General features: G+C 63.6%; 9 protein-coding genes. 2 read left to right on the top strand and 7 right to left on the bottom strand.

Annotated elements, in window-relative coordinates; all coding sequences use genetic code 11:
* Positions 1 to 30: 30 nt before the first annotated feature.
* The gene (locus FHW92_RS02115) at positions 31 to 1,617 is read right to left on the bottom strand and encodes an alpha-L-arabinofuranosidase C-terminal domain-containing protein (protein WP_349237628.1); all 1,587 of its coding nucleotides are present in this window, start codon (positions 1,615 to 1,617) and stop codon (positions 31 to 33) included.
* Between the two features lie 304 nt (positions 1,618 to 1,921).
* Here FHW92_RS02115 and FHW92_RS02110 point away from each other — a divergent pair, with 304 nt between their 5' ends.
* On the top strand, positions 1,922 to 2,974 hold the full coding sequence (locus FHW92_RS02110) for a LacI family DNA-binding transcriptional regulator (protein ID WP_168601560.1): 1,053 nt from the start codon (positions 1,922 to 1,924) through the stop codon (positions 2,972 to 2,974).
* 8 nt (positions 2,975 to 2,982) lie between these two features.
* On the opposite strand, the gene FHW92_RS02105 is transcribed toward FHW92_RS02110, so the two are convergent.
* On the bottom strand, positions 2,983 to 4,896 hold the full coding sequence (locus FHW92_RS02105; RefSeq protein WP_168601559.1) for a sialate O-acetylesterase: 1,914 nt from the start codon (positions 4,894 to 4,896) through the stop codon (positions 2,983 to 2,985).
* A 415-nt stretch (positions 4,897 to 5,311) separates the two neighbouring features.
* Here FHW92_RS02105 and FHW92_RS02100 point away from each other — a divergent pair, with 415 nt between their 5' ends.
* Complete coding sequence (locus tag FHW92_RS02100) at positions 5,312 to 7,147, top strand: beta-L-arabinofuranosidase domain-containing protein (protein ID WP_349237627.1); 1,836 nt, start codon at positions 5,312 to 5,314, stop codon at positions 7,145 to 7,147.
* On the opposite strand, the gene FHW92_RS02095 is transcribed toward FHW92_RS02100, so the two are convergent.
* From FHW92_RS02095 to FHW92_RS02075, 5 genes are all read right to left on the bottom strand, one after another.
* Positions 7,129 to 8,466, bottom strand: a complete 1,338-nt coding sequence (locus tag FHW92_RS02095; RefSeq protein WP_168601557.1) for an MFS transporter — start codon at positions 8,464 to 8,466, stop codon at positions 7,129 to 7,131. The two genes, FHW92_RS02100 and FHW92_RS02095, sit on opposite strands and share 19 nt — an antisense overlap.
* Positions 8,463 to 9,386, bottom strand: coding sequence for a TauD/TfdA family dioxygenase (locus tag FHW92_RS02090; RefSeq protein ID WP_168601556.1), 924 nt, complete (start codon positions 9,384 to 9,386; stop codon positions 8,463 to 8,465). Before FHW92_RS02090 ends, FHW92_RS02095 begins: the two co-directional genes overlap by 4 nt.
* Positions 9,383 to 11,011, bottom strand: a complete 1,629-nt coding sequence (locus tag FHW92_RS02085) for a thiamine pyrophosphate-requiring protein (protein WP_168601555.1) — start codon at positions 11,009 to 11,011, stop codon at positions 9,383 to 9,385. The genes FHW92_RS02090 and FHW92_RS02085 overlap by 4 nt, the downstream gene beginning before the upstream one ends.
* Complete coding sequence (locus FHW92_RS02080) at positions 11,008 to 11,982, bottom strand: TauD/TfdA family dioxygenase (protein WP_168601554.1); 975 nt, start codon at positions 11,980 to 11,982, stop codon at positions 11,008 to 11,010. The genes FHW92_RS02085 and FHW92_RS02080 overlap by 4 nt, the downstream gene beginning before the upstream one ends.
* A gap of 75 nt (positions 11,983 to 12,057) precedes the next feature.
* Positions 12,058 to 14,490, bottom strand: a complete 2,433-nt coding sequence (locus FHW92_RS02075; protein ID WP_168601553.1) for a TonB-dependent receptor — start codon at positions 14,488 to 14,490, stop codon at positions 12,058 to 12,060.
* Between the last annotated feature and the right edge of the window lie 84 nt (positions 14,491 to 14,574).

Genomic DNA, 14,574 nt, shown 5'->3' with positions numbered 1-14,574 from the left:
GTGGACCCCAGATCCACGCCTTTTCCGTCCTCAATCCAGCCGCACCACCGTCACCGAACGCGCGGGCAGATCCAGCGTCAGACCGCCCGCCTTGCCTTTCACCGAAACCGGCTTGGGCGCGACGACAGCGGGCGCGTCGAACGTGTTCACACTGTCCACCTTGGGCGCGGTCAGGACATCGCCGGTGGCCGACTTATAGCCGGACAAATGAATACTGGCGGGCGCTTCGGGATCGATATTGACCAGCGAGAGCCAGAGATGCCCCTGCGCATCGCGCGCCGCCATCGCGTCCAGTTTCGGCATGGAAACCGCGCCGCGCACATATTCGCCCGCGGCAAATTTCACCGGCACAAAGCGCGCATCCTGAAACGGCACATACATGCGATAGACGTGATAGGTAGGCGTCAGCACCATCTTGGCGCCATCGGTGAAGATCATCGCCTGAAGCACATTGATCATCTGGGCGATATTGGCCACCTTTACCCGGTCGGCATGGCGGGCAAAGATATTGAGATTGATCGCGGCCAGAATGCCGTCGCGCAAACTGTTCTGCTGCATCAGGAAACCGGGATTGGTGCCCGGCGTGGGCGTCAGCCACGCGCCCCATTCGTCCACGGCCAGAAACACTTTCTTGGCCGGATCATATTTGTCCATGATGGCGGTCTGCGTATTGATCAACTGATCCATCCGCAGCGTGTCCTTGATGACGGCGGCATAATCATCCAGCCCGAAACCCGTGGCCACCCGATGCGGCGGCCATGCCCCGCCGATGGTGTAGCTGTGCAGCGAGATGCCCTCGATGTCCCAGCTATAAACGTGGTCCTTCCACGCCTTCATCACCTGTTCGGTATAATCCAGCTTGCCGCCATCCCAGCCCACGGCGATGCGCTTCATCTTGTCTTTCTCGCGCTGGGCCGGGTTGAAATTGCGGATGAAGTTGGTGAATCGCTTCATCTCCTCGACATAGTGGTCGGCCGACATGGCCCCGCCGCAGCCCCAGTTTTCATTGCCGATGCCCAGCAACGGCACTTTCCACGGCGCAGCATGGCCATTGGCGGCGCGCTCCTTAGCCAGCGTGGTGTCCTTTTCGGCGGTCATATATTCCACCCAGGCCGAAGCCTCGGCGGGGCTGCCCGATCCGAGATTGACCGAAACATAGGGGTCGGCGCCGATCTGCTCGGCAAAATCCATGAATTCATGCGTGCCAAAGGCATTGGATTCGGGCACGCTGCCCCAATTGGTATTGACCTGAACCCGGCGCTTGTCGGCCGCGCCGATCCCGTCGCGCCAGTGGTATTCGTCGGCAAAGCAACCACCGGGCCAGCGCACGTTGGGCACCTTGATCGCCTTGAGCGCGGCCACCACGTCGGAGCGGATCCCGCGCACATTGGGAATGGGCGAATCCTTGCCCACCCAGATGCCGCCATAGATGCCCGAACCGAGATGTTCGGCAAACTGGCCGAAAATATTGCGGTCGATCACATCGCCCGGCTTGGCGGCCTCCACGGTCACCTCCACCGGCGCGCCCGCCATGGCCGGGCCCCCTGCCATCAGGGCCGCGCCCGCCCCGGCCAGAAAGGCTGAGCGCAAAGCGGCGCGCATCATGGTCTTTTCCACAAGCATTCTCCCCAAAAGGACTTTTGATTGTTTGGCTCGGCGCCCAATAGGCACAGGCCGACAAAGCATCATGCGATCAAGGATCGCTCTCTTTCGCAAAACGCCATGCTCATCTGCCCATGCTGCTGCGCAGCTATGCCTCTCAGTATTTGCCGATGTCGGCCTGCGTCGTTTCGTCCGACTATTGATAGCGCTAACTTTAACAAAACCGTCCGCCTGCGCAAGCCCCAATCGCGTCGGTCGCGCATCTCATGTTGCATTGCGCGAGGGCTCGCGCCAAATATCCCGAAAGGATAAGGACGCCATGAAAGAACCTCGCCTGCGCCGCCGCCAGTCTGGCCGCCCCACTGTCAATGACGTTGCCCGTCTGGCCCAATGTTCGCCGATGACCGTCAGCCGCGTCATCAACGGCAGCAGCGGCGTGCGCGAGGACACGCGGGTGGCCGTCGAGGCCGCGATCAAGGAACTGGATTATGCGCCCAACAAGGCCGCGCGCAGTCTGGCCGGTGTATCGCAGATCCGGCTCGCGCTGCTTTATGTGAACCCTTCGGCGGCCTATCTGACCGAATTGCTGATCGGGGGAATGGACGCGGCCAGCCGCCTCGACGCGCATCTGGTGATCGAACGCTGCGATGTGGGCGAGGACAAGGAAAGGCTGATCAACAAGCTGACCGCCAGCGGCATTGACGGTTTCATCCTGCCTCCGCCGCTCAGCGATGATGCCGAACTGCTGGCGCTGCTGCGGCGGCTGCGGGCCCATGCCATGCTGATCGGCCCCGGCCAGGCCGCCGCCCATCACGGCGCGGTGATGATCGACGATTATCAGGCCGCGCTGGACATGACGAAATATATTCTGGCGCTGGGCCATAGGCGCATCGGCTTTATCATCGGCAATCCGGCGCAATCGGTCAGCGCGCTGCGTCTGGCCGGTTTCCGCGACAGTATGCTCAATGCCGGGGTGCCGGTGGATGAAGCGCTGATCCAGCAAGGGGAATTCACCTATCGTTCGGGCATGGACGCGGCGGCCAAGCTGCTGGCAATGAAGGAGAGGCCCACTGCGATCTTTGCCTCGAACGACGATATGGCCGCCGGTTGCGTGGCGGCGGCCCATCGCATGAGGCTGGATGTGCCGGGCGATCTCACCGTCTGCGGCTTTGACGATACGGCGCTGGCCTCCACCATCTGGCCCGAGCTGACCACCATCCGCCAGCCTATCCGCGAAATGGCCGAAAACGCCATCGACCTGCTGGTGCAGGACATACGGCTGGAACGCCAGAAACAACCGCGCAAGCCGCGCCATGTCTCGCTGGACTATACGTTTATCCAGCGCGAATCCGATGGCCCTCCCCCCGCCTGACGCGCCCTTTACGGCGCAACAGGCAGGGCAAAGCCCGGCACAGGGATCTGGCGCGCGTCAAACAGGTTGACCACCGGACTGTCGGCCCAGGCATAGCGCACCTGCGCCACCGGCTTGCCATCATCGGTCAGCACCACGCTGTCGCCATCGACCCGCGCGGCGGCATAGCGGCATTGCCCTGCACCATCGCACAGTTCAAAACCAATCGGGCCGGGCGCGCTCCATGCCTGCAACCCGCCCTCGATGCCGGAAAAGCGGATGCGCACGCCGCCCGCCTCGCGCCAGGCCTCCAAGGGCATGGGCATCGCCACCCCGCGCGCGGCCAAAGCCAGGCGCTTGCCCAGCAAGGGCTTGTTGGCGGGGTGAATATCGGTGCGCTCGCCAATGTCGATGGCGCTGACCAGAGCGGCCTGCGGATCGCCAGCAGCCACGCGGCGCTGGTCATCGCGCAGAGCGGCCCATGTGGATGCGCCGGGTGCGGTATGCACCGGGCCGTAATCGGCCAATTGCACGATCTCGACCGCCAGTTTCGCGCCAAATTGCCGCCGCCATCCCGCGATCAACGCCTTCAGGCGATCAGCATAGCCGGGCGTATCGACATCGCTTTCCCCCTGATACCACACCGCCCCTTTCAGCGCGAAGGCGCCAAGCGGGGCGATCATCCGGTTGTGCATCACGCCGATGCCCGCGTTGGCATCCCATGGGGTGCGCGGCGGATTGGCCCCCGCGCCCGAAATACTGAAGCGCCAGCCATCGCCCAGCGGCATGGTTTCCCCGCCCGCGATACGCAGCGCCAGCTTGTCCGCGCTGCTGGCAAAGCCGCCATTGCCATAGGTGTTGGTCACGGCCACCATGATCTCGTTGACGCCTTCGTGCAGATAGGCGGGCGGCAGGCGATATTCGCGCTGATAATCCCAGCCGAAACTGTTGCCAACAACGCGCCCGTTCACATAGGTCACATCCATGTCATCCAGCACGCCCAGCGCCAGCACGGCCCCGGCAGCGGCCTGCTCGCGGCTCAGCGTCACCTGACGGCGCAGCCAGACCGTACCCAGCGGCTTGGCAGCCAGCGGTGTGCCTTCCCATGCCAGCCAGCCCTGGATCGAGGGCACCGGCTGCCAGCTCAGCGTGTCGGGCTGCAGCCATGGCTGGCCGCCTCCGGTGGCGGCGCGATACCATGCCTCCCAGCGCGGCGAAAAGGCGGTGACGGCGGCCAGCGGATCGTTCTCAAAGCGCTTGATGGAGGCCATCTCCGCGCTGCCGTAAAGCGCCAGCCCGGCCTCCGGGCTGAGCCATGGGCGGATTTGCGAACCGCCCCAACTGGAATGGATCGCCCCCATGGGAATCTTCAACGCCTTGCGCAGATCGTGCAGCATGAAATAACAGGCCGCCGAAAAGCTCGTGACGCTCTCACGCGCGGCAGATTGCCAAACCACTGGCCGGGCAAAGGCCTCCTGCGGGGAAAAGGAAATGGCCTGCGGAATGGTCAGCAGGCGCAATTGCGGATCACTGGACATGGCAGCCTCGAAACCGCCGTTCAGCGCCCGCGCCACGGGAAATTCCATGTTCGATTGGCCCGAACACAGCCAGACATCGCCCACCAGCAGATCGTGGCGAACGATCCTTTCGCCGCCCGCCTCCACCGTCAGATCGACCGGCATCTCCGATGCCTCACGCGCGGGAAAGGTCAGGGCGAAATGGCCGGTCCTGTCGGCGCGGGCCTGCGCCTGCGCGGCGCCGAGCGATGCCTTGACCGTCGCGCCCGGCATGGCGGTGCCTCCGACCACAACCGGGGCCTCGCGTTGGATCACGCCATGATCGCCCCACACCGGCGACAGGTCGAGCGAGGCCGCCTGCGCCGCGCCGCCCGTCAGCGCCGCCCCAAGGATCACAGTCAGCCGCCCATAGCTCGCCAAATTCATCGCATCATCTCCGTCAGGGAGGAAAGGCTGCCGGGGCGAGGTCGGGCGGAAACAGCCACCATCAGCACCACTCACCACTGTCCCGCCAAACTTCGGCAAAAACCGGCCTTCCGGCAAGCCGCGGGCGTATCAGACATCCGTTCCACCATTTTTTGATAACGCTATCTTAATAAGGTCCCCGGCGAACAGCAAGAGAGAAAGCAATCATTTTCAGGCTTGGCGCCCATTGGCAATCAGGGCCTTGGAGCCATGGATTTTCCCTGATAGGATAACGCTAACTTTGCATAATCAAGAAACAAGGGGGAGAGCCTTGACCTATCCGACCTGCTGCACCGGACATTCCCGGCGAGAGATACTGACCTCGGCCGCCACATCGGCCATTGCCCTCGGCCTCCTGCCAACGGGGGCGGGCGCGGTGACCAAATCTGCCCTGCCCGCATTCGGCAAGGCCCGGCTGCGCCCCTTTGATCTGGCCGATGTCGAACTGGGCGAAAGCCCCTTTCTGCATGCCCAGAGGATGACCGAGGCCTATCTCCTGAGGCTCCAGCCCGACCGGATGCTCCACAATTTCCGCGTCAATGCCGGATTGCCGCCCAAGGCGCCCGCCTATGGCGGATGGGAATCCGAGCCGATGTGGCAGGACATCCATTGTCAGGGCCATACGCTGGGCCATTATCTGTCCGCCTGTTCGCTGGCATGGCGCTCCACCCGCGATGTCCGTTTCCGGCAAAGGGTGGACCATATCGCCGCCGAACTGGCCGAATGCCAGAAAGCATCCGGCACGGGCCTCGTCTGCGCCTTTCCGGAAGGGGCCGGGCTGGTCGCGGCGCATCTGCGCGGGGAAAAGATCACCGGCGTTCCGTGGTACACGCTGCACAAGGTCTTTGCCGGATTGCGCGACGCCGCGCTGCTGGCCGACAGCACCCTTTCGCGCGATGTGCTGATCCGTCTGGCCGACTGGGCGGTGATCGCGACGCGCCCCTTGTCCGATGCGCAGTTCGAGGCGATGCTCGATACCGAACATGGCGGCATGAACGAGGTTTTGGCCGATCTCTATTTCATGACCGGCAAAGAGGATTATCGCCTGCTGGCCCGGCGCTTTTCGCACAAGGCGATCCTGACCCCGCTGGCCGCCGGGCACGATCAGCTCGACGGGCTGCACGCCAATACGCAGATCCCCAAAATCGTCGGCTTTGAAAGAGTTTACGAGGCAACCGGCGATGAAACCTATCGCGATGCCGCCCAATTTTTCTGGAAAACAGTGGTCAATAACCGCTCCTTTGCCACCGGCGGCCATGGCGATAATGAGCATTTCTTTCCGATGGCCCAATTCGACAAACATGTCTTTTCCGCCAAGGGGTCGGAAACCTGCGGCCAGCATAATATGCTCAAGCTGACACGGGCCTTGTTCCTGAACGATCCCTCGGTCGATTATGCCGATTTCTACGAGCGCACGCTCTATAACGGCATCCTTGCCTCGCAAGACCCCGACAGCGGCATGGTCACCTATTTTCAGGGCGCCCGGCCGGGCTATATGAAACTATACCACAGCCCGGAGGATTCCTTCTGGTGCTGTACGGGCACAGGCATGGAGAACCATGTCAAATATCGCGATTCCATCTATTTCCACGATGGCCGCACGCTTTACGTCAACCTGTTCATCCCATCCGCCCTGCATTGGCGCGAGCAGGATGCGCAACTGGTTCAGACCACGAATTTCCCCGAAAGTTCGGTGACCCATCTGCGCTGGAAACTGACGCGCCCCGCAGACCTGACCCTCAACTTGCGCCATCCCGGCTGGAGCCGAACCGCCGCCGTGCTGGTCAATGGCAAACAGGTGGCGCTCTCGGCCACGCCGGGCCGCTATGTCGAAATAGCCCGCACGTGGCGCGATGGCGATGAGGTCGAACTGCGCCTGATCATGGAGCATGGGACACAGAGCGCGCCCACCGCGCCCGATATCGTGGCCTTTACCTATGGTCCGCTGGTGCTGGCAGGGGCTTTGGGGGGCGAGGGGCTTGCTCCCGGCGCCGATATCATTGTCAACGAAAGGAAGTATGGCGAATATAATGACACCGCCTTTGCGGCGCCCGCCATCAGCGGCCCTGCAGAGACCCTGCCGCGCAGGATCAGCCCCGGCGCCGGGCCGCTGGAGTTCACGATTGCGTCAACCCGGCAGCAGCCCCTGCGCCTGATCCCCTATTACCGCATCGCGCATGAACGCTATGCGACCTATTGGCGGCTGGGATAGGGCATGGCGCGGGGCCGGGCGGCCTCTGACGGCAGAAAGGCGGCGCGCAGGAAACACAGGCCCGCCAGAACCGGCGTGACCGCGATGATGAGCATCGAATAGCGCACCGCCAGAGGGCCATATTCCGCCGCCAGCCTGTCATTGAGCAGGCCGACAGCGCTAGGCCCCACGACATTGCCCAGAAAGCTGGCCCCGAACAGGATCACCGAAATCGCCAGCGCGCGCTGGCCCGGCCGGACGACATTCATCGTCGCGGCATAGATCGGCCCCTGATGGATCAGCGAAAGAAAACTGGTGGCGACAAAGCCGGAAAGCCAGAGGGCGCGCGCATCGCCCAGCAGGAACAGCGCCTCGGCGGGCCCGGCCAGAATGCAGGCGATGGCGGGAATGGCCATACGCCAACTGTCGCGATGAGCGGGCAGCCGATCAATCAGGAATCCCCCCGCCAGCACACCCGCCGCACCGACAAAGCCGCGCACCGGTCCCACCGTCCCGGCCACCTCGGCAAGGCCCATATGATGCACGCGGGCAAAGAAAGTGGGCGTCCACGCCCCCGCCGCCCAGACATTGGCCCCCATCAGCGTCACGCCCAGAAACACCCAGCCAAACCAGCGGTTGCGGAACAGGTCCGCCACATCGCCAAGGATCGCGCCGCCTGTCATCGCCCCGCCCGTCATCTCTCCGCCGCGCGGACGGGCCGCATCGCCCCCATGGCTCTGCCGCGCAGGTTCGCGCACCGTGGCGATGAAGAGCAAGGCCACCATCAGACCGGGCGCCCCCATGGCCAGAAACATCGCCCGCCAGCCATAATGCTGGGCCACCCACCCGGCGATGGGAAAGAAGATGATGAAGGCCAGCGAATTGGCCGTGCCGAATATGGCCATGGCCAGCGGACGACGGCGGGGCGGGACCAGATCGGCGATGATCGAATTGGACGGCGGCATCGCGCAGGCCTCGCCCGCGCCCATCAGAAAACGCGCCATCGCCAATTGCCAGACCGAACCGACAAAGCCGGTCAGCGCGGTCATCAGGCTCCAGAAGGCCAGGCCGAAGGTGATGATGTTGCGCCGGTTATAGCGATCCGCCAGCCAGGCGATCGGCACGCCCAGCACCGAATAGAGCAGAACAAAGGCCACGCCCGTCACCAGCCCCAGCACCGTATCGGACGCGCCGAATTCGCGCTTGACCAGCGGCAGCGCCAGCCCGAGCAAGGCCCGGTCGAGATAGTTGAACACCGCGATCAGCGTCAGCAGCGCCAGCGGCCAGCTCGCTTTCCACGGCCAGCCTGCCTCTTTATCCTGAGCAATGGCTTCGCTCATGGCTTCTCTCTCCCCATTTGAGCCGTCAGTCGGTGATCTTCATCCATGCGCAGCCCCAGTTCAAGCAGGCCCGGATCGGCGCGCGGGGCCAGCGCGGAGCGTATCCACAGGCGGAAGAGCAGGCGGGTATGTCCGGCCCGGTCGGCAAAGGGCATGCGACCATGCAGCCAGCTCCAGTTATGCCAGAACAGCATGTCGCCCGGCATCAGGTCAAACAGGCCGCGTGCGGCCAGCCGACCGGCGACCGCCTCCATACGCTCGATCGCGGCGGCCAGAGCGGGCGGCAGATCCTCGCCCCGTTCATGGGCCGCCTGACGCAGAAAATAGCCGTTGAAGGCCACCTGCGCCCCGCGTCCGCCCTGGGGCATGAACAGGATCGGCAGGCGGGGGCGAAGCCTGTGCCGCGAGGCCAGAGCCGGGTTGGTGCCCCAAGGATAACCCTTGGCCAAGGCGGGAAGATGCTGCGGCGCCTCATCCAGCATCGCGTCATAAAGATCGCGGGCCGACAGCAGCAGACTTTCCCCGCCCGCCGATGCGCTGCGAAAACAGCCCAGCGCCAGAATATCATGCAGATCGGTATGGGGCCGCAGTTCAAGGTCGGAATGGGTTCCGCGCGCGGCCGGATCATCGCCCCGGCGCTCCACACGGGCCACCATCTCGCCCTGCGGAGACTGGATCGCGGGCGTGCCCAGCCAGCTGCCGATCCGCGCAAGGACCGAGGCAAAGCGCGCCTCGCCAAACGCGGCAGAGTCCGGCCCGCGCAGCATAATCGCCCCCGGACCGCGCGCAAAATTGGCGGTCATATCATCGCGCAGATCGGCCAGAGCCTCCTCCCGCCCATCCAGCAAAGCCTGCACCTCCCCGGTGGTCAATGGTCGGATGGGCGGGCGCTCCGCCTGCGGGGACAGAAGCTCTGTCACAGCCGCGAAGCTCTTGTTTCCTTGGCGGTCATGAATTCCAGCAACGCGGGCTGGCCCGCCTGCGTGGCGGCGATCCCTCGCCGGATGGCATCGCCGATCTGCGCGGGGTCGGTGATCCTTTCGCCATAGCCGCCCAGCGCCCGCGCAAAATCGGCATAATGGCCGGAGATGGCGGTGGCGTGATAGCGCTCGGTGGCCACCGGCATCTGGTCGAGCTCGATCGCCATGGCCGAATTGTTAAGCAGGATCGAGAGGATAGGCAGGCGTTCGCGCACGGCGGTTTCAAAATCCATGCCGGTGAAACCAATCGCCGCATCGCCCCAGACATTGATGCACAGCCGGTCCGGGCAGGCCAGTTTTGCCCCCATCGCCAGCCCCAGCCCATAGCCAAGCTGGGTGGATTTGCCCCAACCGATATAGCTGAGCGGGGTGATCGATTTCCAGAAAGGCGTAAGCTGATCGCGGGGCGATCCGGCGTCATGGGTGATGATCGTACCCGCCACATCCACCGTGCGCTGCAATTCCCACAAGACGCGATAGGGGCTGATCGGCGCATCATCACTTTCCAGCAAAGGCAGCCATTGGGCCAGCCAGGCCTGCTCCAATTTGGCGATTTCCTCGGCCACAGGGGCCATGTCGCGCGGGGCGGGCAGCAGCGCGCGCACCGCCTCGACCAGCATGGCCAGCGTCAGTTGCGCATCCCCGATCAGTGCGGCCTCGCAAGGCACGCCCTTGTTGATGTCGGCCGGGTCGAGCGTTGCATGGATGATCGGCACATGGCCGGGCATGGCGACGCCAAAGGCGGTCTGGGCAAAGCTGCAACCGATGCCGAAGATCAGATCGGCATGGTCGAGGAAATGGCGCAATTGCCCCGGTATCGCCGCCCCGCCCGAACCCAGCGCAAGGGGATGCGTCTCGTCAAAGGCGCTCTTGCCCTCAAGGCTGGTGGAAACGGGCGCGGCCAGCAGTTCGGCCAGTTCGCGCAATTCGCCGTAAGCATTGGCCCAATGCACCCCCTGCCCGGCGTGGATCACCAGGCGGGGCGCTGCCACCAGCCTTTTCGCAACGGCGGCCACCTGCGCGGGATCGGGGCCATAGCGGGTGGAAACCACCGGCGCATAATCCAGCGCCTCGCCTACATCCTCGGCCAGCACATCCCACGGCATTTCCACCAGAGCGGGCCGCCGCCGCCCGTTGCGCAGCGCGGTAAAGGCGCGGCGCAGGATGGCGGGCGTATCCTGCGCGCGCAGGATCGGCTCGGCGGTCTTGGTAATGTCGCGCATGGATCGGCAGGCGTTGTAATTGTCGGGCACATGGGCCAGCGCCCGCGCATAGCCTTGCGGCAGCACCAGCACCGGCACACTTTCGGAAAAAGCCTGCGCCACGCCGCCATAGGCGTTTTCCGTGCCCGGCCCGTGCTGCATGGCAAAGACGCCCATCTTGGCCCCCCGCGTCATGCGCGAATAGGCATCGGCCATATGCAGCCCGGTGCGTTCCTGCCGCACGATGATGGTGCGAATATCCTCCTTGGCGGCGGCCTCCAGCACCGCATTGCGCGGATAGCCGAAGAGGACATCGACGCCCTCGATCTTCAGGATACGCGCAATCGCGGCGCCAACCTTCATGCCCCTTCCCCTGCCGGCGCGGCCAGATCAGCAATGCCCATGGGCCGCTCGCCGATCACGGTGGTGCGGATCAGATGGCGCCGCTCATGCTTGAAATCATGCACGCCGCGATGAAGCGTAAAGCGGTTGTCCCACACGATCAGCGTGTCTTTGCGCCATTTGACGCGGCAATGGTAATGCAGATGCTGGGCAAGGCTTTGCAGATAGTTGAGCAGGGCGCGGCTCTCCTCCTCGCTCCACCCCACGAAATGGCGGAAATAGGCGGTGGTGGCGAAAAGCGCGCGGCGGCCGGTTTCGGGGTGGACGCGCACCGCAGGCTGGATGTTTTCCAGTTGGTCCTCGGTAAACCCATGACTCTCGCGCAGGCGCAGCCGCTTTTCCGGGGGCAGTTTCTCGTTCTTGCTCCACACATCCTTGGCCGAATAGAGCACCTGAAGCCCATCGAGCAGCGCCTTCATCCCGTCCGAGAGATGTTCATAGACCAGATAGGCGTTGGAAAAGGCGGTATCGCCGCCCCACTGCGGACAATCGAGCGCGCGCATCACAATGCATTTGGGCGGTTGGGGCAAAAAGGGGCTGTCAGTGTGGAAATGCTCAAAGCTGGGCACGACATTGACCGGCTCCCACGCCTCGCGGCGCACCTCCTGCATCAGATTGTCGCCATTATAGGTGGGCGCCTGGGGCAATTCGGTCAGTTCGCCGAAATGGCGCGAGAAAGCCTTGTGCTGCTCAGGCGTCAGGTCCTGATCGCGAAAGACGATGACGAGGAAATGCTGAAAGGCCAGCATGATCTCGTCGAGCACCTCGGGCCGCAGGGGCTGGCGCAGATCGACCCCGCCGATCTCGCAGCCGCAGGCGCCGCTGATCGGTTCAACCGTGATATGGCGAAATTCGGGCATGGGCAGCCCGGCGACAATGGGCACGCCGGAGGCCGCGCCAGATGCCGTTGGACTGGAAAAGGAAGTGGCCATGAGAAAACCTCCCGCAAAATGGGATAAAGGGACGGTGGCATTGGATGGTGGGGCGCCACCGGGGCGCCCCGATTTTCAGAAGCGGCGCTTGACCGTCACCGCCCATGTGCGCGGTTCGGCAGGCGTGCCCTGGATCGAATTGGTCGATCCGCGATTGTCGAAAATATCGGTGTAATAGAGCTTGTCGGTCAGGTTGCGCCCTTCGACGGCCAGTTCCCATTCCTTGCCCGCCGTCTGATAGGCGATGCGGGCGTTGACCAGCGTATAGCCCGGCACCTGGCCAAAAATGTCCTGGCCCCCGGTGGCGGCGTCGACATTGTTGGCGTTGCGGTTGAAGCTGTCGATATGGTTGACATCGACGCGCGGGGTGATGGTCCCCATGCTGCCAAGGCTCCAGTCATATTGCACGGCAAAGCTCCATTGCCATGGCGAGATATACTGGCCCTTGTCCTCGGTGCCGATGCCGGAGGTGACGGCGGCGGCGCTGACGGAGTCATATTTGAAATCGAGATAGGCGAGCGAAGCTTCCAGCGTCAGGCCGGGCACGGGTTGCAGCCGCATTTCGGCCTCCAGCCCCTTGATCGTGGCATTGCCCGCATTGAGCGGCAACGAACAGGGCGCGGCCGGAACGCCGGGCAGCGGGCAACTGGCAACCGTCACCAGAATATCGGTGTATTTGTTGATGAAACCGGAGAAATTCATCCGCAGGCGGCGGTCGAACAGGTCGGTTTTCAGGCCCACTTCATAGGCGTTGAGCTTTTCCGGGCTGTGCGGCAAAGCCTGCGCCGGAAAGAAGGGGCGAGGGTTGATGCCGCCGCCGCGAAAGCCGGTGGAGAACTGGGCATAGCCCATCACATCATCGTTGAAGCGATATTGCAGCGCCGCGCGATAGTCGAACCGGCCGCCGTTGAAACCCCCGACCAGCCCGTTGAGCGCCGCCAGCGAAGGCGGCACAGCACCACCCGTCGATGATCCCGGCACACCAAAACGGCCATAATAGAAGGTCTTGGACTGATCCGTATAACGGATGCCGCCGATCACGGTCAGGTTCCTGATCGGGCTGATATCGGCATTGGCAAAGACCGCCTTGGTGGTGGCGGGGATCGAATCGTCCTCGATGAAGTTGAGCGTGGTCAGCTCGATCCGCGCCTGATACCGGCTGCGCTTGTAGAAATAGAAGCCGCCCACCGTCAGATTGGCCAGATCGCCGAATTTGGCCGACAGGCGCAATTCCTCGCTGAACTGCTTGTTGTAGATGTTGTTCGCCTGAAGCGAGGGGTTGAGCGGCGAACCGTCGCCGGTGGAATAGGTGCCGTCGAACTGGCGATAGGCGGTGATCGAGGTCAGCTTCAGATTGGGCGTCAGCGTGGCGCTGAGCGTGCCCGAAATGCCCCATGTGTTGAGCGCAGCCTTGAGCGGGGCCTGCCAGGGGGCCGAACCGTCGCGCGGGGCGGTGTCGGTGTAATTCTCGTAATTAATATAAGGGCTGCGGCTGAACGTGTCCTGCGCATAGGCGCCAAAGGGCGAATAGCTGATGAAGGGCGATCCGGTAGCATTGCCATAGACATTGCCGTTGAGCACATAGGCGGCCGCAGGCGGGCTGGCGATGCCGGTCAGGGTCGAGCCCGGATTGGCATTGCGGCCCACATAGAGCAGGGTCGATGGCGTAGGCTCGCTGTTGTCGCGGGTGATGTCCACGGCAATGTCGGCGGTCAGGAAACTGGTCGGCGTCCAGCGAAAGGCCGCGCGGCCCGCGACATAATCCTTGCCCCCTTCGGTGCCCAGTTTGCAGCTCGATCCGGTGACCGAACTGGGCACGGTGCTGCCCGGATGGGTGCAGGCATAGTCATAGCGGGTGACATAGCCGTCCTTGTGCACGCCCACCCCGGTCAGGCGCATATAGAGCTTGTCCGGCGCGATGGTGAAATTGGAACCGCCCCGGATTTCGACGCGATTATAGGCGCCATAGGTGGCCGAGAGATAGGCGTCCGGGTTGCTGTCGGGCTTTTTGGAATAGAGCTTGATCGCCCCGCCGATCGAATTCTGCCCCGCCAGCGTGCCCTGCGGCCCGCGCAGGATCTCCACCCGGTCCAGATCGACCAGATTGAGCAGCGAGCCATGCATCGTGGGCAGATAGACATCGTCAATATAGAGGCCGACCCCCGGCTCCAGCGCGAAATTGGTGTCGCGCTGGCCCACGCCGCGGATATAGGCAACGACCGAAGGGCCGAAACTGGCCGCCGCAGGGCGCAGCGTCACGTTGGGCGCGCTGGACCCGATGTCGGCGATATTGGTGGCGCCGCGCTGCTCCAGCATGGCCGAGTTGACGGCGGTGATGGCGATCGGCACATCCTGCAGCTTCTGGCTGCGGAATTGCGCGGTAACGACGATTTCAGGCGCATTGTTCTTGGCGGCCTGCTCTTTGGCATGGGCCTCGCCGCCAAACAGCGCCATGGCCAGAGCAGCCGACGAAGCGTAAACGAGCACCTTCCCCTTGCGGTAGTTCATTGCCCTCTCCCATTTTTCCCGGCTTTTTTTTGCGCCGGGTTACGGGGAGTGACGATAATGTTGAGCAATCAACTTTCAAGCATC

Origin of the sequence: Novosphingobium sp. SG707 (assembly GCF_012275515.1) — a bacterium.
Lineage (GTDB): Bacteria > Pseudomonadota > Alphaproteobacteria > Sphingomonadales > Sphingomonadaceae > Novosphingobium.
This window is presented reverse-complemented; position numbering and strand designations above follow the sequence as displayed.